The following is a 16,944-nucleotide window of genomic DNA, read 5'->3' on the forward strand; positions in this document are numbered from 1 at the left end:
ATCATATTATGAACGCCTGTCAATCGCTTCAGAAACACCTTGCGAACGGCAAGGTGCGCGCTGGCTGAGCCATTGGCTTGCTGTCAGTCACGATTGCCGACGGCCTTTGCCCATATTTTGTCAACTAACGGTATCAGGCAGCTTTTCCTCGCGCCGTGCGATCAAATCCTTGAGACCTTCGGCGATGCCGTCGTCGAGCTTCGGCTCCTGATAGTCGGCGAGCATGTTGCGCGCCTTTTCGAGGCCGCGCGTGTCGTGATCCTTAGCGCCTTCGGCGCTCCATTGCTCGAAGGAGTTGAAATCCATGATGCTCGGCATGAAGAAGGCGCGCTCGAAATGCTCGAGCGTGTGCTGCGTGCCGAGAAAATGCCCTTGCGGGCCGACCTCGCGGATCGCCGCCATGGCTTCCTTGAAATCGTCGAAGGGGACGCCGCCGGCATATTTGTACCAACCGACGAGTTGCTCGCAGTCGGTGGCGAATTTCGAATAGCCGCAGGTAAGGCCGGCTTCAAGCCAGCCGGCGGAGTGCCAGATGTAATTGGCGCCGGCGAGGATCGCGGCATGCATAAGCATGTTCGCCTCGTAGCCGGCCTGGGCGTCGTTGAGCTTGGAGCCGACGTGGAAGCCCGAGGTGCGCCACGGCAGTTTGTATTTCCGCGCCAGCGCACCCATCAGATACATCATCTGCGCGGCCTCCGGCGTGCCCCCCATCGGGGCGCCGGTCTTCATGTCGACGGTCACCATGAACTGGCCATAGATCTGCGGCGAGCCGGGACGGATCAGCTGGGTGAAGGCCACACCGGCGAGCGCCTCGGCATTCACCTGCGCGACCGCGCCGACGGCGGAGGCCGAGGTCGAGGCGCCGCAGAGCGCGAACGGTGCCAGGATCAGCGGCTGGTTGTGACGGGCATAGACCCGCATCGCGTCAAGCATGGTGGCGTCCCACACCAGCGGCGAATTGCAGTTGGTGATCGCCACCAGCACCGGATTGTCGCGCACGAACTCCTCGCCGAACACGATCGCAGCCATCGCCATCGTGTCTTCGGCCCGCTCCTTCGACGTCACGATGCCCATGAACGGCTTGTCGGAGTGCTTGAGCGCCGAATGAATGATGTGGAGGTGCCGCTTCGGCACCGGGATCTCCATCGGCTCGCAGATGATCGAGCTCGACGAATGCAGCGCCGGCGCCATGTAGGCGAGCTTGTGGAAATTGTTGAGGTCGTTGAGCGTGCCGTAGCGCCGCTTGTTGTCGAGGTCGCGCACATAGGGCGCGCCATACATCGGCACGAAGATCGAGTTCTTGCCGCCGACGCGAACCGTACGCTCGGGGTTGCGCGCATTGAGCGTGAATTCCGGCGGGACCTTCGAGACAAGCTCCATCAGCAGCGCGCGATCGATGCGGACGCGTGTGTCCTTGACGTCGGCACCCGCCGCCTTCCAGAGCGCGATCGCTTCGTCGTCGCGGAACTCGCAGCCAACCTCCTCGAGGATTTTGAGCGACTCCTCGTGGATCAGCTCCACCGCCTCGTCGGGCACGATCTCATAGGCCGGAATCTGGCGAACGAGCGTCGGGAAAGACGCGACCGGCGCGCTTCTCAGCGCCTTGCGCCCAAGGCGGCCGCCGCCGCGACGGTGGGTCGGCTCAGTCAATTCAGCGGCCGGTGCGTTCATGTTGTCTCCTTCATCCCGCCCGACCAAGTTAGCGACACGAAATATGGATGTGACGCTGGAAAATCCTGATCTCTTGTATAAGCTGCGCTTATGCGAAGCCTACGCCACCTCCTGCCCTCGGCCGGCAGCCTCGTCGTCTTCGAGGCGGCAGGCCGGCTGTCGAGCTTCACCGCCGCCGGGCGCGAGCTCGGCATGACCCAGGCGGCCGTATCCTATGCGGTGCGCGGACTGGAGGAACAGCTCGGCGCCAAGCTGTTTCAGCGCCGCCACCGCCAGGTGCTCCTGACCGAGGCCGGCGAGCGCTTCCACGCGGACGTCTCGCTGGGGTTGTCGCATATCCGCAAATCTGCCGAGGACCTTCGCCTGCAGGCGACGGGCGGCCATGTGACCCTTGCCGCCTCGACGGCCTTCGGCTCGTTCTGGATGATGCCGCGTCTGCAGCAGTTCCGCGACCAACTGCCGGGCATCGACCTGCGCATCCAGACCGCCGACCGCGACCTCGACATCATCGCCGAGGGCATTCCGCTCGGCGTGCGCGGCGGTGTGCCGCGCGACTGGCCGGACTATCACTCGCTGTCGCTGTCCGACGAAGAGATCTTCCCCGTCGCGGGACCGAGCTATCTCGCCAAATTCGGCATGCCGAAGACGGTGGAGGAACTGGCCACCCACCGGCTGATCCATCTCGAGGAGCCCTATCGCGAGGCGCCGAACTGGGACGAATGGTTCGCGTCGGCCGGAACCAGCCTGCGCAATGCCGAGCGCGGCCTGCGCATCAACGACTATGCCCTGGTGATCCAGGCGGTGATGGAAGGGCAAGGCATCTCGCTTGGCTGGCGGCATCTGGTCGAGCGGCTGGTGGCATCAGGGCTGCTGGTGCCCGTGACCGACCATGTGATGAGTACCGGCATCGGCTTCCACGTCATCTGGCCGAAGAACCGCGAGCTCAGCGACAACGCGCGCAAGGTCAGGGACTGGCTGGTGGCGCAGGCATGAAGTAGCCCCTCCCCCACACCGTTCGAATCCGCCTATAATCCTCGGATGCCCATTCGCCAGCTTTCCGAAACGATGATCAACCAGATCGCCGCCGGCGAAGTCATCGAGCGTCCCGCAAGCGTGGTGAAGGAGTTGGTCGAGAATGCGCTCGACGCCGGCGCGTCGCGCGTCGAGATCGTCACCGCCGGCGGCGGGCTCTCGCTCATCCGCGTCACCGATGACGGCTCGGGCATTCCCGAGCGCGAACTGGCGCTGGCAGTTGCCCGACACTGCACATCGAAGCTGTCGGACGATATCCACGACATCCGCTCGCTGGGATTCCGCGGCGAGGCGTTGCCGTCGATCGGCTCGGTGGCCAGGCTTTCGATCCGCTCGCGCACGGCCGCCGGCGACAGCGCGGCCGAGATCAGCATCGAGGGCGGCCGGGTGTCGGCCGTCAAGCCGGCGGCGGCCAACCGCGGCACCACCGTCGAAGTGCGCGACCTGTTCTTCGCCACGCCGGCACGGCTCAAATTCATGAAGGGCGAGCGCGCCGAAAGCTCGGTCACCGGCGACGTGGTGAAGCGCATCGCCATCGCCTTCCCCGCCGTGCGCTTCACGCTTGCCGGTTCCGACCGCTCGACGCTGGAGCTGCCGGCGACCGGCGGCACGCCAGAGGGCCGGCTCGCCCGCGTCGCGCAAGTGATGGGCGCCGACTTTCCCGACAATGCCATTGCGATCGATGCCATGCGCGACGGCGTGCATCTTGCCGGCCACGTCTCGATCCCTTCCTACACCCGCGCCAACGCGCTGCAGCAATATGCCTATGTCAACGGCCGGCCGGTGCGCGACAAGCTGATCGCCGGCGCGATCCGCGGCGCCTTCGCCGACGTGCTGCCGCGCGACCGGCATGCGGTCACCGTGCTATTCCTTTCGCTCGATCCGGCAACCGTCGACGTCAATGTCCACCCGGCCAAGGCCGATGTGCGCTTCCGCGATCCGGGCCTGGTGCGCGGGTTGATTGTCGGCGCCATCCGCGAGGCGATGGCCGGCGCCGGCATCCGGGCCGCGACCACCGGCGCGGCCGGCATGATGGCGGCTTTCCGGCCCGGCGCGGCGTCCTATTCGCATCCCGGACCGGCCAATGGCCACCGCAGCTATGAGGCCGCTTTTCGCGCCTCCGGCTCCAGCTTCGACCACGGTTCGACTTTGGCGCGCTCGCCGCAACGGCCGCTCGACATGGGCGAAGCCCGGCCGGCGCGAGGCTTCGCCGAAAACGATCAGGCTGCCTTCGACACCAGGCCGCTGGCAAGCGCCGACGCGCGGGCGGGCATCGCCGAGCCGGCCGAGGCGCTGCTCGGCACGGTGCTGGGCGCGGCGCGCGCTCAGGTGCATGAGAACTATATCGTCGCCCAAACCCGGGACTCGCTGATCATCGTCGACCAGCATGCCGCACATGAGCGGCTGGTCTACGAGGCCTTGAAGAACGCGCTGCACTCTCGCGCCGTGCCTTCGCAGATGCTGCTTTTGCCCGAGATCGTCGACCTTGCGGAAGAGGATGCCGAACGGCTGGCGATGCATTCCGAGACACTGGCCAAATTCGGCCTCGGCCTGGAGCGCTTCGGCCCGGGCGCGGTGGCGGTGCGCGAGACGCCGTCGATGCTCGGCGAAACCAATGTGCAGCAACTGGTGCGTGACCTCGCCGACGAGATCGCCGACAACGACACGGTCGAGACGCTGAAGGAACGGCTGGACAGAATAGCCGCGACCATGGCCTGTCACGGCTCCGTGCGCTCGGGCCGCCTGCTCAAGGCCGAGGAGATGAACGCGCTGCTGCGCCAAATGGAGGCGACTCCCGGCTCCGGCACCTGCAACCATGGCAGGCCGACCTATATTGAGCTGAAACTCGCCGACATTGAAAGATTGTTCGGGCGAAGGTGAGCGCGCCAATTCCCCTCACCCAGCCTCGCTTCACTCCGCTGACTTCTCCCTATGGGAAAGGAGACCTTCAGCGCCAGCACCAACCCGTTCTCGTGGCCGCGTAGCGGCCGGATGAGGGGCAAGAAAAGGGCCGCTCGAGGCGGCTCTTTCCTTTACTCAAGGCACCGGCCTCAACCCTTTGACTTACCGCTTCAAATTCACCACGATCACACCGCCGAGCGCCAGCGCGCCGCCGAGCATGCCGAGCAGAGTCGGTACTTCGCCGAGCCAGAAGAATCCAATCAGAGCGGAGGTCGGCGAGACCAGATAGAGGAAGTTCGAGGCGCGCGCGGCCGGCAGGCGCGACAGCGCGGTGGCCCAGGCGGCGTAGGCGATCAGGCTGGGCACGATGCCCAGATAGATGACGGCGCCGAGGCCGGCCATGTCGGCGACCGCAGCCTGCGAAAACGCTTCCGCCAGGAAGGGCGACAGGCAGAGCGCGCCGAGCACCATGTTGGAAGCGGCGATCGTCAGCGGATGGTGGCGGGCAAAGAGCGGCTTCTGGACGATGGTGTTGACGGCCGAGCAAAGGGCCGAGCCCAGCACCAGCAGCGCTCCGGTGTTGAAATGCAGGCCATGGCCGTCCGCCACCGCGATGATGCCGATGCCGGCAAACGAGATCACCGTGCCAAGCCAGGCCATGCCGGAAAAGCGCTCGCCGAGCAGCGCCATGGCCATGATGGCCGTGAAGATCGGGCTGACATTGATGATGAAGCCGGCGGCGCCCGCCGAGACGGTGAGCTCGCCGAAATTGAGCATGGCGGTGTATAGCGCGACGAAGATGGCACCGCCGAAGCCGAAACGCCACAGCTCATCGATCCTCGGCAGCGCCGGACGCTTGACCGCAAGGAAGATCGCTGCCGGCACGGCCGCGATGGCGAAGCGCAGCGCCCCGAGTTCCAGCGGCTGGAAGGCGGCAAGGCCAGCGCGGATCGCCGGGAAGGCAGACGCCCAGCCGACCACCGTCAGCGCCACCGCGATCGCGGCCGTGGTGTCCATGCGCTGTGTCTCATTCAGCGTGCCGGTGTAAGCGCTCATTGCCGAATCCTCGCCTCTGGCCATAGAGAGAGAAAACGCCATTGCCCGCCGATTGACAAACGAGCAATTCGAGGGTCAGCTGTGAGCATGCCTCACAGCTCTGACCAGCTATTGCCGCTCGAGACTTTGCGCGCCTTCGACGCGGCGGCGCGGACCGGAAGCTTTTCCGCGGCGGCCGAAAGGCTCAACCTCACCCATGGCGCGATCAGCCGTCAGATCGCCAAGCTGGAGGACTGGCTCGGGCTCAAGGTGTTCGAGCGCAACGCGCGCGGCGTCACGCTGACCAATGAGGGCAACCGGCTGCACCTGCGCACCACCGAGGCCTTCGCGCTGATCTCGGTCAATTCCGATCGCTGGGTCGAGCCGCGCGGCACCGCGGTGGTGCGGCTGGCTTCGATCCCTTCGGTCAGCGGCCTTTGGCTGATGCCGCGCATGGCGGCGCTCGAAAACAACCCGACGCGGCTGCGCATCGTGCTCGACGTCGACAACCGCCAGGCCGACCTTGCCGACGAAGGCATCGACCTTTCGGTGCGCTGCGGGCGCGGCCGCATCCCGGGCCGCGTCTCGGTGCAGCTTTTCGAGGAGCACATTTTCCCGATCGCCTCGCCGGAGCTGGCGAAGGAGATCGGGCAAGGCGACCCGGCTCGGCTGCTCAAATTCCCGCTGATCAACGATTCCGACGCGTCCGCCTGGCGCGCCTGGTTCGCGGCACAGGAGGTCGATTATCGCCCGCGCCCGCAGGACCGGCGTTTCGAGGACTACAATCTGGTGCTCGACGCGGCGGCGCATGGGCTCGGCATCGCGCTGGCGCGGCCGCCGCTGACGGCAGACCAGTTGAAGTCGGGCCGGATTGTTCCCGTTGACGAGCGGGTCGCGCTCAATCCGGTGTCCTACTGGCTCGACCGCCCGGTCGGCCGGCCGCGCGCGGCCGCCGCCGATCTCGCCCGACGCATCGCCGAACAGGCGGGGCTGGCGCCGGAGAAGCTCGAAGCCTTCCTGCAGGACGAGGACTAGATCGCTCGGATCAGCGAAGCAGCATCAGCACGATCGTGGCGGTCGCAGCCGAGACGACGGCCGTCACGATCGATATCATCCACAGCGGCGTCTGGCCGGGTTCGGATCGCGGGGCATGGCCGGGGCTGCGAACGCCGCCGCGCGGCGGCGCATTGGCGTTGGCCGCTACCAGCACTCCGGACGCAAGCACCGGCGAGAACGAAGAGGGCGCCGCCACGACCCTTGCGGTGCCATCGGCGGCCGGCGGTGGAACCTGGGGCAGCGCCCGCGAAAGCTGATCGGCGTCAGCCGCCGACCTGCCAACCGGAGACTTCGTCGAGGCGCCATCAGGGCCGGCATCGGATTCCAGGACGGCTCTGTAGGCGTTCTCGATCTCGGCCGAGGACAGACGCTGAGTTGGTCGAGCGGCCGGCAACGTGCCGTTCAGCGCCTGCGCGGCCACCTGTGCGGAGGACACGACGGAGGGCGCCGGCGGCTGGACGAGCGCCTTGACCAGCGCCGCGGTCGCAGGTTCGGCCTTGGGCGACGGCACCGGCTGCGGCGCCAGCGCCTCTTTCAGCAGCGACGTCACGCTGGCGTTGGTGATGTCCATGGCGCTTCCCGACAACCATTGTGCCAACCGGCATACTACATGAGCATTGCGCCAAGCTTGACCTTGCCTTCGATTTGTGGCGATTGAACCCCTATGAACCTATGCGCCATTCCATGATGAACCGTTTTGAAGGCCCCGGCGGCAAGGAAGCGCGCATCCGCTATCTCGACGGCGACTTCCAGGTGACGAGCCCCGGCGCGTTCGTGCGCTGCGCGGTGACCGGCGAGAGCATCCCGCTGGACGAGCTCAAATACTGGAGCGTCGCCAGGCAGGAGCCATATGTGAACGCGGCAGCGTCGCTGCGGCGTGAGATCGAGGCGCATCCGGAGCTGCGCAAGCGCGGGTAGAACCTCCTAGGATGAGGACGGTCTCATCTTGCGCTGCCGCCATGCATCCAGCGTCTCATTGATGATGCGCTCCGGCACGTGGTCGATCTCGAACACGGCGTCGATCTCAAGCACGTCGAGCTGCTCCAGGAAGCCGGCGGGTGCGGCGCCGTGGCGAAGCCGCGCGGCATCCTTTGCCGTGGTGACAAGCCGAAGCCCCTCGCGCTTGGCAAGCGCCGCCAGATCGGCAAGCTCGTCCGCGGCGTAGAAATGATGGTCGGGAAAAGCGCGCGACAGCGCGACCTCGCCGCCGGCGCTGCGCAGCGTATCGAAGAATTTTTCCGGATGGCCGATGCCTGCAAAGGCAAGGAAGCGCCCGCCGGCGAAGCGCGCCGGGTTCGCCGGCTCGACATGGGCCAAAAAGATCGGCCGGCCGGCGCGCGCCGCCTGGCGTACCACCGTATCGGCCGCGCTCCCCTCGCCCATCTTCAGCAAGCCGCCGGTGAAGACCAGCTGATCAACGATCTTTGCCCGGAGCGGCCCGCCCGGAATGACGCGGCCATTGCCGATGCCGAAACGCGCATCGACCACGACCAGCGCGTAGTCGATATGGATGCGCGCCGACTGGAAACCGTCATCCATGATCAGCAAGTCGCAGCCATGCTCTGCCATCAGCAGTTTGGCGCCGGCGGCGCGGTTGGCCGTCACCGCGACCGGCGCATGTTCGGCAAGCAGCAGCGGCTCGTCGCCGACATGCTTGGCCGCGTCGTGATGCGCATCGACGACATGCGGCTTGGCGAAGGAACCGCCATGGCCGCGCGACAGGAAGCCGGGCGTGAGCTGCATGCGCTTTGCCTGTTTAGCCAGCGCGATGGCGACCGGCGTCTTGCCGCTGCCGCCAACGGTGAAGTTGCCGACGCACAGCACAGGTGCCGCGACCTTCTCGCGCGGCGCGCGCCGCATGCGGCGCCCAGCCACCATTCCATACATCGCGGACACCGGCGAAAGCGCCAGCACGCGCCAGTCCGGCTTTTCCCACCAGAAGGGCGGCGCTTCGCTGGTCATGGCGCGACTTCCATGGCGCATGACCCTTTCCAAAGATCGGATCCGAATTTTTGGGCCATGCGCTAGCGCCCGTTGGCGCCTTTCAGGCGCGCCTTGACGACCAGCGGCTGGATGTAGGGTTCGAGCGACTTCAGCGTGCGCTGAAGCGCGCCGCGCATCTCATCGACGGTCGCCGCGCCCGCCGCCATCATCTCGTGGCGCACCGCCTCGTTGGTCAAAAGGAAATTGACGGCGCCGGCCAGCATGTCGCGGTCGCGCACCAGCTTGGCGCCGCCGCGATCGAGCAGGCGCTGATAGGCTTCGCGGAAATTCTGCACGTTGCGGCCGGCCAGCACCGCCGTGTCGAGCATCGCCGGCTCCAGCGGGTTCTGGCCGCCCTCGGAGGTCAGCGAGCGGCCCACGAACGCGATCTCGGTCAGCCTGAGATAAAGTCCCATCTCGCCGATCGTGTCGCCGAGCAGGATATCGGTGTCGGGCGTGATGCGGTCGCCCTTGCTGCGGCGCGCCACTTTCAGCCCCATGCCGGAGATCTGCGCGGCCAGCGCGTCCGCGCGGTCGGGATGGCGGGGCACGACGATGGTCAGCAGTCCAGGGTGGCGCTTGTGCAAGGTCGCATGGACTTCCGCCGCGGCGACCTCCTCCCCGTCATGGGTCGAGATCGCCGCCCAGGTCGGGCGTAAGCCGATCTGGCGCTGCAGCATCGCCAGCGCCCGCTCGTCGACCGGCGGCGGGTTGGTGTCCACCTTGAGGTTGCCGGAAACGGTCACCGGCCGGGCGCCGAGGACGCGGAACCGCTCGCCGTCGACATCCGACTGGGCAACGACATGGGCAAGATTCTCGAACAGCGCCTCGGCGACGCCGGCGCGCTTCTTCCACGACCGGAACGAACGGTCCGACAGCCGCCCGTTGACCAGAACCTGCGGCACGTTGCGCGCGCCGAGTTCCAGGATGGTCATCGGCCAGATCTCCGATTCGGCTATGATGGCCAGCTCCGGCAGCCAGTGATCGAGGAAGCGGCTTACAGCGGGCTTGAGGTCGAGCGGCACATATTGGTGGATGATGCGGCTGCCAAGCCGCTCGTCGGCGACCTTGGCCGAGGTCACGGTGCCGGTCGTCAGCACGATGTTGACGCCGTAATCGAGGATGCTTTCGACCAGCGGCACGACGGCGATCGTCTCGCCGACGCTCGCGGCGTGAATCCAGATCACCGGTCCTTCCGGACGCGGACGGCCGGCGACGCCGTAGCGCTCGCGACGGCGAACGCGGTCTTCCTTGCCGCGCGAGGCTCGCCAGGCGACATAGGGTCCGATCAGCGGATAGGCGACGGCCCCGGCGTAGCGGTAGGCGGTCAGGGCCGCGCGCGCCCAGCGCTCGCTCATTTGTCGCCGTCCACGAGGCGGTAGGCCTCGGCGGTCGCGGCGTTGAGCGAGGCGGTGACCTCCTGGCGCTTTCGCTCCATCTCGGCGTCGTCGGCGTTGGACGGCACGAACACCGGCTGCCCGACGACAACGGCGGAGCGGCCGAACGGCAGGTTGATGGTGGTCTTGTCCCAGCTCTTTTCCAGCACCTTGCGGCGGCTGGTGGCGATCGCCGAGGGGAGGATCGGGCGCCCGGAAAGCCTGGCCAAAAGCACGATGCCCAGCCCCGCGTCGCGCGGCGTGCCATGCGGAATGTCGGCGATCATCGCGACATTCTTGCCGGCCACCAGCGCTTTCTTGAGCGCAATCAAGGCTTTGGCGCCGCCTTTGTCGAGATGCCTCGAACTGTCGCGGCCACCCGAGCCGCGCACCGCCTCGATGCCGAATCTGTTCAGCATCAGCGCGTTGAGCTCGGCGTCGGCACTGCGCGAGACCATGGCGACCAGCGGCCGGCCCTTGGGATAATAAGCCGGCGTCAAGAGATGCTGGCCATGCCACAGCGCGATGATGCCCGGTTCGAGATGCGCATAGGCGCCGCCGGCGACCTGCGTCGACCCTTTCACCAGCGGGCTGGTGATGCGAATCAGCCGCACGAACCAGGCGAACAGGCTGGCGATGAAATTCTTGACGAATCGCGACTGGGCGAGCGGCTCTCGGATGCGGCGCCACAGCGTGCGAGTCCCGCCCCGCCCGGCGGCGCGCCCCGTCGCTCCTTTCACCGCTTCATGCTCCATCGATGTCAACCGGCTGCCTTTGTTTCCGGATCGAGCAACCGGTGCAGGTGAACGACGAAATAGCGCATATGGGCATTGTCGACGCTGGCCTGCGCCTTCGCCTTCCACGCGGCGTGCGCCGATTGATAGTCGGGGTAGATGCCGACGATGTCGAGCGCATCCAGATCACGGAACTCGGTTCCACCCAGCTTTTTCAGCTCGCCGCCGAACACCAGGTGCAAAAGCTGTTTCTTTCCGTCTTCCACGGCCATGCCGATCCTTCGCAGATTCATGAATTTTGTGAAACGTTTAGACCAAAGCCGCCGATTTTGAAACCGTGGGCCGACTCACCCTTGGTCAGCTCCGGCAATGACGCCGGCCAGGACCCCCAGCAGTTCGCCGCTGCCGGCGGCGAGCGCGCCATGGTTGATCACCTCGCCGGCATAGCGCGGCGGCTTGCCGGTGCGGTCGAGCAAGGCGCCGCCCGCCTCGCGGAGGATAAGGTCGGCGGCGGCGATGTCCCAGTCATGGGCGTTGGGCTTGACGAAGGTCGCATCGAGCTTGCCGTTGGCGATCATCGCCAGCCGGTAGGCGAGCGAGGGGATGTAAGCGACGCGGCGCATCCGGGCTTGCCAGGAAGCGGGCATGCGCTCGACCAGCGGCTTCGGCCCGCCGATCTCGACCGTATCGCCGAGTTGGCGCACCTGGATGCGCTTGCCGTTGAGGAACGCGCCCTCGCCCGGCAGCGCCCAATAGGTCTCGCGCTTGGCCGGACATTCGAGCACGCCGGCCAGCGAGCGGCCATCCTCGACCACGGCGACGCTGACGCACCAGGAATGCAGGCCATCGAGAAAGCCGCGCGTGCCATCGATAGGGTCGACGACGAAAGTGCGGCGGGCCGACAGCCTGGCATGATCGTCGGCGGTTTCTTCGGACAGCCAGCCATAATTCGGCCGCGCCTTGAGCAGGGTCTCGCGCAGATAGGCGTCGGCCGCATGGTCGGCCTCGCTGACCGGCGAGGTCCCGCCCTTCATCCACACCTGGGGGTTTTGGCCGAAATAGCGCATGGCAATGGTGCCAGCCTCGCGGGCGGCTTCGCGCAGCAGAGCGAGGTCTTCGCGCGTCTCGGCTGAGATGACCATGTCAGGCGCCGGCAAGGGTCATCCCCTCGATCAGCAGTGTCGGCGCGGCAGTGCCGAAATTGCGGTCGAGATCGCTCGCCGGCACCATGTTGAGGAACATGGTCTTCAAATTGGAGGCGATCGTCACCTCGGCCACCGGATAGGCAAGCGCGCCGTTCTCGATCCAGAAGCCGGAGGCGCCGCGGCTGTATTCGCCGGTTACCATGTCGACGCCCTGGCCGAAGACCTCGGTGACGTAGAAGCCGCGCTGCAGCGAGGCGATCAGCTCCTCGGGGGCGCGATCGCCGGGCTCGACGGCCAGATTGGTCGAGGACGGCGAAACCGAAGAGCCGCTGCGCGAGCCACGGCCGTTGGTGACGAGACCAAGCTCGCGCGCGGCCGATGTCGACAGGAACCAGTGGTTGAGCACGCCTTTGTCGACCATCAACAGCTTGTCGCCCTCGACGCCTTCGCCGTCGAAGGGCCGCGACGCCTGGCCGCGACGCCGCAGCGGCTCGTCGGTGACGGTGATCGCGCTTGAGGCTACCTGCTTTCCCATCATGTCGCGCAGGAAGCTGGTCTTGCGCGCCACCGCGGCGCCGTTGATGGCGCCGGCGAGATGGCCGGCAATGCCGCGCGCAACACGGGGGTCGAACACGACGTCGACCGGGCCGGTCGCCGCCTTGCGGGCGCCGAGGCGACGCACGGCGCGTTCGCCGGCCTTGCGGCCGATCTCCTCCGGCGCGTCGAGATCGGCGAAATGCTGGCGCGAGGAGAATTCATAGTCGCGTTCCATCGCCGTGCCTTGGCCTGCAATGACGCTGGTCGAGCGCGAAAAGCGCGACGCGACATATTGGCCGACAAAGCCATGCGAGGTCGCAAGCACCAGGCCGCCAAGGCCGGCGCTGGCGCTGCTGCCGGAGGAATTGGTGACGCCCTTGACGGCAAGGGCCGCCGCTTCCGCTGCCAGCGCCGCCTCCTTGAGCTGATCAGCCGACACCTCGGTCGGATCGAAGAGGTCGAGATCACGCAAATTGCGGGCGAGCAGCGCCGGGTCGGCAAGGCCCTGGAACGGATCCTCGGGGGAGACTCTCGCCATGGCGACGGCGCGCTCGGCAATCGCCTTCGGGTCGGAGGCGGCGGTGGCCGAGACGCTCGCCACGCGCTGGCCGACGAAGACGCGCAGGGACACGTCCTCGCTTTCCGACGATTCGGTGCCTTCGACCTTGCCCAGCCGCACCGACACGCCGGCCGAACGGCCGCGCACGGCGACCGCGTCGGCGGCGTCCGCCCCGGCGCGCTTGGCCGCCTCGACGAGCGCCGCGACGCGGCCGGTCAGTTTCCCTGCGTCGAGCGTGTTGGTCATGGTTAGTCCTGTTTGTTCAAGCTGTGCGGGAGGGCAGATGCTGCCGCACATCCATGGATGTCGGGCCGCCATCTCTGGAAGCCCGCACTATCGTCTTGGATGCTGCTGCACCATCTATTGTTCCACCACCGCTTGTGCAATGGCGGATGCGGCAATCTCAAGGCAATCGCGGCCCTTCGCAGCGCACTGCCCCGCCGTAACCGCGTGAACAGTGCGGATTAGCCGGCCACCGGCGCCCAGATCACATCTTCAATCCTGGCGGCGCCGGTTGCCAGCATCACCAGCCGGTCGAAGCCGAGGGCCGAGCCGCTCGCCTGCGGCATGATGGCAAGCGCGGTGAGGAAATCCTCGTCCAGCGGATAGCGCTCGATATATATGCGCTCCTTCTCGTCCATCTCGGCGACGAAGCGGCGGCGCTGCTCGGCCGGATCGGTGAGCTCGCCAAACGCATTGGCGAGCTCGACGCCGCAGCAGTAGAGCTCGAAGCGTTCGGCGACGCGCGGGTCCTCCGCGCTCGGCCGGGCAAGGGCCGCCTCGGAGACTGGATAGCCATAGAGGATTGTCGCCCGTCCCTGCCCCAGCGCCGGCTCGACCTTTTCCACCATCACGCGGCTGAACAGGTCGGCCCAATTGTCGTCGGGCGCGGTGCGCAGGCCGGCGCGGACCAGGCCCTGGTGGAGCGCTTCGCGGTTGGTGCTGCCGTCGGCGCCGACGGTCGCCAGCAGGTCGATGCCGGCATGGCGCATGAAAGCTTCCGCCACGCTCAGCCGCTCCGGCTCGGCGAAGGGATCGGCCTCGCGGCCACGGAAACGAAAGCTTTTGGCCCCGGCCTTTTCCGCGGCAAGCGCCAGAAATTCGGCGCAGTCGGCCATCAGGCGCTGATAGGCCTCGCCGACGCGATACCATTCGAGCATGGTGAATTCGGGATGATGCAGCGGCCCACGCTCGCGGTTTCGGTAAACGGAGCCCAGGCTGAAGATGCGCTTCTCGCCGGCGGCAAGCAGCTTCTTGCAGGCGAATTCCGGCGAGGTGTGAAGGTATAACGGCTGGCGCGACGCGTCCGGCGCGATCGCCTCGGTGGCGAAGGCCGCAAGGTGCGCCTCGTTGCCGGGCGAAACCTGCAGGGCGGCCGTCGTCACCTCAACGAAATCGCGCTCCGCGAACCAACCGCGCAAGGCGGCGGCAATGGCGTTGCGCGCCATCAGCCTTGGCCGGCGGTCGGCATGAACATGCGGCGTCCACCATCGCGAAGCGGCGGTCATGGGCGGGAAAATCGCCGAGGAGGCTGGCGGTTCGACGCAAGATGCGCTACGGCGCACGCGATGGCCGCCGTCGGCGCTTCGTGGGCAAAGACGCTTGCAGGCCGAAAAACTCGATTGGGATTGAATATCGTGGTCAAGGTCATCGCCAGTTCCTTACGCAAAGGCAACGTCGTCGATAAGGACGGCAAGCTCTATGTCATCCTCTTTGCCGAAAACATCCACCCTGGCAAGGGCACGCCGGTGACGCAGCTCGACATGCGCCGCATCGGCGACGGGGTGAAGATCTCGGAGCGCTACCGCACGACCGAGATGGTCGAGCGCGCCTATGTCGAGGAGCGCGAGCACACCTTCCTCTATTCCGACGGCGAAGGCTTCCATTTCATGAACCCGGAAAGCTACGACCAGGTCGTGGCCTCAGAAAGCGTGGTCGGCGACATGGCGCCCTACCTGCAGGAAGGCATGGCGGTGCAGCTGGCGCAGTTCAACGGCGCGCCGATCTCGCTGACGCTGCCGCAGCGCGCTGTCTTCGAGGTGGTCGATACCGAGCCGGTCACCAAGGGCCAGACGGCGTCCTCGTCCTACAAGCCTGCGGTGCTCTCCAACGGCGTGCGCACGGCCGTGCCGCCGCACATCACGACCGGCACGCGCGTGGTGGTGATGACCGCCGACGGCTCCTATGTCGAGCGCGCCAAGGACTGAGGGTACAGCAGTCAACTATCACAGCTCGCCTGCGGCCAGGCGGGCCTATCGTCAGCACGGTTTGTCCGCCGTCTGGGCGTGAGGCCCTGACCCGAAGCGGATTTGCGGTTGCCGCGACGTGAACGGCAGATCCGCGCCGCGGCGCCGGTGGTTCGACGCACCGCATCTCTCGAACGAAGCCGGAGTGCGCTCAACGCTAGATTGGCCGACCGATCCACCGCACGATTTCATAGGCAGGCATCGGGCGGCGAAAGCCCTTCAGCGTCAGTTCGCCAACAGGAACGGATTCGACCAGCGACTCGACAGCTCCGAGGACCCGTTGGCTAACAAGAATCTGGCGCGATTTGGCCTCCTCGCATAAACGGGCGGCATGGTTCGACACAGTGCCGATGACGGCATAGTCCGAGCGCTGATCAAAACCGATGCGCCCGATGGTTGCGTGGCCCCTGGCAATGCCGATCCCAAAGCCAAGCAAATAGTCCCGCTTGCGCCATCGCTCGGAATGCTCGTCAATCGCTTCGCGCATTGCGGCAGCCATCGAGACAGCTCTCTCGCTGTGGTCGGCACATGGCATTGGATCGTTGAAAACCACGACGATACCGTCGCCCACGAACCGCTCGAGCGTCCCCTCGTGACGGACGATTTGTTGGCCGAGACAGGAATGATACTCGGCCAGAACTGTCATGACTTCTTCGGGTTCGGCGGTCTCTGCGAACGCCGTGAAGCCGCGCAAATCGCAAAAGACAACCGTCACCTCGCGGCGGTGGCTCTGCAAGAGCGCATCTCCATTGCCCGCCGCAACGATGAGGTCGGCGACCTGTTCGGGCAGGAACCGCCTGAGCCGCGCCATTCGCTCGAGCTCCGTCACCTGGCCGGCGACGGTTTCCTCGAGCGAGCGGTTCCAGTCGGAAAGTCGCGCGGCTTGGTCCTCAAGGCGCTTGGCTTGGCTCGCGACAGTGTCGTGAAGCCCCTTCTGGCGCAACATCGAGCGCACCCGCGCCAGCAGCGCCCTGTGCTCGAAGGGCTTTGTCAGATAGTCGTCGCCACCGGCGTCCAGCCCCTCGACCACGTCGCGCGTGTCGGCTTTCGCGGTGACCAGAATGACGGGGATCGATCGCAGCGATTGATCCTGCTTGAGCATGCGGACCACACTGATGCCGTCGAGCTTCGGCATCATGATGTCGAGCAGGATCAGATCCGGCGTGAGTTCGCGGGCTTTCGCAAGCCCCTCTTCACCATCGGCGGCGGTTACAACTTCATAGCCATTCGCCTCGAGACGCATGCGCAGGATCTCGAGGTTTTCCGGAGTATCGTCGACCGCGAGAATGCGAGGCGGATCGTGCAAGGTGTTGCCTCCCTCAAGAAAGGAAACCGCGAATCTCGGAAAGCAGCTGGCGTGGACTGAATGGCTTGGCAATGTAACCATCGCACCCAGCAGCAAGGGCTTTCGCCTTGTCGCCCGACAACGCGTAGGAGGTGACGGCGATGATCGGAATGTGCCGGAGCGCCGGGTCGGCCTTGATGCGGCGGGCCGCTTCATACCCGTCGATCACCGGGAGCTGAATGTCCATAAGGATCAGGTCTGGCCTGTGTGCTGCGGCTGCAGCGATGCCGGCGGCACCCTCCGCCGCCTCGATCAGTTCGTACTCGGTGGTGGCAATGAGATCGCGGATGATTTGGCGGTTGTCCTCGGTGTCTTCGACCATC

The 16,944-nt window shown here is 66.3% G+C and carries 17 protein-coding genes; 5 read left to right on the forward strand and 12 right to left on the reverse strand.

Annotated features, from left to right (window positions below):
* Positions 1-120 precede the first annotated feature (120 nt).
* Positions 121-1,671, reverse strand: coding sequence for a trimethylamine methyltransferase family protein (locus tag EOA49_RS15765; protein ID WP_127242265.1), 1,551 nt, complete (start codon positions 1,669-1,671; stop codon positions 121-123).
* Between the two features lie 90 nt (positions 1,672-1,761).
* On the opposite strand from EOA49_RS15765, the gene EOA49_RS15770 reads away from it, so the two are divergent.
* Both EOA49_RS15770 and mutL read left to right on the forward strand, forming a co-directional pair.
* On the forward strand, positions 1,762-2,664 hold the full coding sequence (locus EOA49_RS15770; RefSeq protein WP_127243244.1) for a LysR substrate-binding domain-containing protein: 903 nt from the start codon (positions 1,762-1,764) through the stop codon (positions 2,662-2,664).
* Between the two features lie 45 nt (positions 2,665-2,709).
* Complete coding sequence (gene mutL, locus EOA49_RS15775) at positions 2,710-4,584, forward strand: DNA mismatch repair endonuclease MutL (protein WP_127242173.1); 1,875 nt, start codon at positions 2,710-2,712, stop codon at positions 4,582-4,584.
* 183 nt (positions 4,585-4,767) lie between these two features.
* Here mutL and EOA49_RS15780 read toward each other — a convergent pair whose 3' ends face one another.
* Positions 4,768-5,661 carry a DMT family transporter gene (locus EOA49_RS15780; protein WP_095801347.1) on the reverse strand — a complete coding sequence of 298 codons (894 nt, stop codon included), beginning with the start codon at positions 5,659-5,661 and terminating at the stop codon, positions 4,768-4,770.
* Between the two features lie 87 nt (positions 5,662-5,748).
* On the opposite strand from EOA49_RS15780, the gene EOA49_RS15785 reads away from it, so the two are divergent.
* Positions 5,749-6,675, forward strand: a complete 927-nt coding sequence (locus EOA49_RS15785; protein ID WP_127240472.1) for a LysR substrate-binding domain-containing protein — start codon at positions 5,749-5,751, stop codon at positions 6,673-6,675.
* A 10-nt stretch (positions 6,676-6,685) separates the two neighbouring features.
* Here the strand turns inward: EOA49_RS15785 and EOA49_RS15790 are convergent, their stop codons facing one another.
* Positions 6,686-7,267: a hypothetical protein gene (locus EOA49_RS15790; protein ID WP_127240473.1), complete on the reverse strand. Its 582-nt coding sequence runs from the start codon at positions 7,265-7,267 to the stop codon at positions 6,686-6,688.
* Between the two features lie 113 nt (positions 7,268-7,380).
* Between EOA49_RS15790 and EOA49_RS15795 the strand changes: the two genes are divergently transcribed.
* Complete coding sequence (locus tag EOA49_RS15795; RefSeq protein WP_067000947.1) at positions 7,381-7,614, forward strand: DUF2093 domain-containing protein; 234 nt, start codon at positions 7,381-7,383, stop codon at positions 7,612-7,614.
* A 6-nt stretch (positions 7,615-7,620) separates the two neighbouring features.
* Here EOA49_RS15795 and lpxK read toward each other — a convergent pair whose 3' ends face one another.
* The 7 genes from lpxK to epmA form a co-directional block, all read right to left on the reverse strand.
* On the reverse strand, positions 7,621-8,658 hold the full coding sequence (lpxK, locus tag EOA49_RS15800; protein WP_127240483.1) for a tetraacyldisaccharide 4'-kinase: 1,038 nt from the start codon (positions 8,656-8,658) through the stop codon (positions 7,621-7,623).
* Positions 8,659-8,720: 62 nt separating this feature from the next.
* On the reverse strand, positions 8,721-10,037 hold the full coding sequence (gene waaA, locus EOA49_RS15805) for a lipid IV(A) 3-deoxy-D-manno-octulosonic acid transferase (RefSeq protein WP_127240474.1): 1,317 nt from the start codon (positions 10,035-10,037) through the stop codon (positions 8,721-8,723).
* Complete coding sequence (locus EOA49_RS15810) at positions 10,034-10,810, reverse strand: lysophospholipid acyltransferase family protein (protein ID WP_067000444.1); 777 nt, start codon at positions 10,808-10,810, stop codon at positions 10,034-10,036. The genes waaA and EOA49_RS15810 overlap by 4 nt, the downstream gene beginning before the upstream one ends.
* A 5-nt stretch (positions 10,811-10,815) precedes the next feature.
* Positions 10,816-11,061 (reverse strand): DUF4170 domain-containing protein, encoded by a 246-nt coding sequence (locus EOA49_RS15815; protein ID WP_040973997.1) that lies wholly within the window; start codon positions 11,059-11,061, stop codon positions 10,816-10,818.
* A 75-nt stretch (positions 11,062-11,136) separates the two neighbouring features.
* Positions 11,137-11,931, reverse strand: coding sequence for a 3'(2'),5'-bisphosphate nucleotidase CysQ (locus EOA49_RS15820; RefSeq protein WP_127240475.1), 795 nt, complete (start codon positions 11,929-11,931; stop codon positions 11,137-11,139).
* Position 11,932: 1 nt separating this feature from the next.
* Positions 11,933-13,276, reverse strand: a complete 1,344-nt coding sequence (locus tag EOA49_RS15825) for a TldD/PmbA family protein (protein ID WP_127240476.1) — start codon at positions 13,274-13,276, stop codon at positions 11,933-11,935.
* Positions 13,277-13,494: 218 nt separating this feature from the next.
* Positions 13,495-14,538 (reverse strand): EF-P lysine aminoacylase EpmA, encoded by a 1,044-nt coding sequence (epmA, locus tag EOA49_RS15830; protein ID WP_127240477.1) that lies wholly within the window; start codon positions 14,536-14,538, stop codon positions 13,495-13,497.
* Positions 14,539-14,667: 129 nt separating this feature from the next.
* Between epmA and efp the strand changes: the two genes are divergently transcribed.
* Positions 14,668-15,237: an elongation factor P gene (gene efp / locus EOA49_RS15835; RefSeq protein WP_067000944.1), complete on the forward strand. Its 570-nt coding sequence runs from the start codon at positions 14,668-14,670 to the stop codon at positions 15,235-15,237.
* 196 nt (positions 15,238-15,433) lie between these two features.
* Here the strand turns inward: efp and EOA49_RS15840 are convergent, their stop codons facing one another.
* Entirely contained in the window at positions 15,434-16,678 is a 1,245-nt protein-coding gene (locus EOA49_RS15840; RefSeq protein ID WP_245460677.1) for a response regulator, read from the reverse strand.
* Positions 16,596-16,943: a response regulator gene (locus EOA49_RS15845; protein WP_245460679.1), complete on the reverse strand. Its 348-nt coding sequence runs from the start codon at positions 16,941-16,943 to the stop codon at positions 16,596-16,598. The genes EOA49_RS15840 and EOA49_RS15845 overlap by 83 nt, the downstream gene beginning before the upstream one ends.
* Between the last annotated feature and the right edge of the window lies 1 nt (position 16,944).

Source organism: Mesorhizobium sp. M1A.F.Ca.IN.020.04.1.1, assembly GCF_003997315.1.
Lineage (GTDB): Bacteria > Pseudomonadota > Alphaproteobacteria > Rhizobiales > Rhizobiaceae > Mesorhizobium.

What these genes read in the sequence shown, in the direction of transcription:
- lpxK (WP_127240483.1), bottom strand. Translation starts at nt 8,658, where the DNA reads ATGACCAGCGAAGCGCCGCCCTTCTGGTGGGAAAAGCCGGACTGGCGC.
- EOA49_RS15820 (WP_127240475.1), bottom strand. Translation starts at nt 11,931, where the DNA reads ATGGTCATCTCAGCCGAGACGCGCGAAGACCTCGCTCTGCTGCGCGAA.
- EOA49_RS15825 (WP_127240476.1), bottom strand. Translation starts at nt 13,276, where the DNA reads ATGACCAACACGCTCGACGCAGGGAAACTGACCGGCCGCGTCGCGGCG.
- EOA49_RS15810 (WP_067000444.1), bottom strand. Translation starts at nt 10,810, where the DNA reads ATGGAGCATGAAGCGGTGAAAGGAGCGACGGGGCGCGCCGCCGGGCGG.
- EOA49_RS15815 (WP_040973997.1), bottom strand. Translation starts at nt 11,061, where the DNA reads ATGGCCGTGGAAGACGGAAAGAAACAGCTTTTGCACCTGGTGTTCGGC.
- EOA49_RS15765 (WP_127242265.1), bottom strand. Translation starts at nt 1,671, where the DNA reads ATGAACGCACCGGCCGCTGAATTGACTGAGCCGACCCACCGTCGCGGC.
- EOA49_RS15770 (WP_127243244.1), top strand. Translation starts at nt 1,762, where the DNA reads ATGCGAAGCCTACGCCACCTCCTGCCCTCGGCCGGCAGCCTCGTCGTC.
- EOA49_RS15780 (WP_095801347.1), bottom strand. Translation starts at nt 5,661, where the DNA reads ATGAGCGCTTACACCGGCACGCTGAATGAGACACAGCGCATGGACACC.
- epmA (WP_127240477.1), bottom strand. Translation starts at nt 14,538, where the DNA reads ATGACCGCCGCTTCGCGATGGTGGACGCCGCATGTTCATGCCGACCGC.
- EOA49_RS15785 (WP_127240472.1), top strand. Translation starts at nt 5,749, where the DNA reads ATGCCTCACAGCTCTGACCAGCTATTGCCGCTCGAGACTTTGCGCGCC.
- mutL (WP_127242173.1), top strand. Translation starts at nt 2,710, where the DNA reads ATGCCCATTCGCCAGCTTTCCGAAACGATGATCAACCAGATCGCCGCC.
- EOA49_RS15790 (WP_127240473.1), bottom strand. Translation starts at nt 7,267, where the DNA reads ATGGACATCACCAACGCCAGCGTGACGTCGCTGCTGAAAGAGGCGCTG.
- EOA49_RS15795 (WP_067000947.1), top strand. Translation starts at nt 7,381, where the DNA reads ATGATGAACCGTTTTGAAGGCCCCGGCGGCAAGGAAGCGCGCATCCGC.
- waaA (WP_127240474.1), bottom strand. Translation starts at nt 10,037, where the DNA reads ATGAGCGAGCGCTGGGCGCGCGCGGCCCTGACCGCCTACCGCTACGCC.
- EOA49_RS15845 (WP_245460679.1), bottom strand. Translation starts at nt 16,943, where the DNA reads ATGGTCGAAGACACCGAGGACAACCGCCAAATCATCCGCGATCTCATT.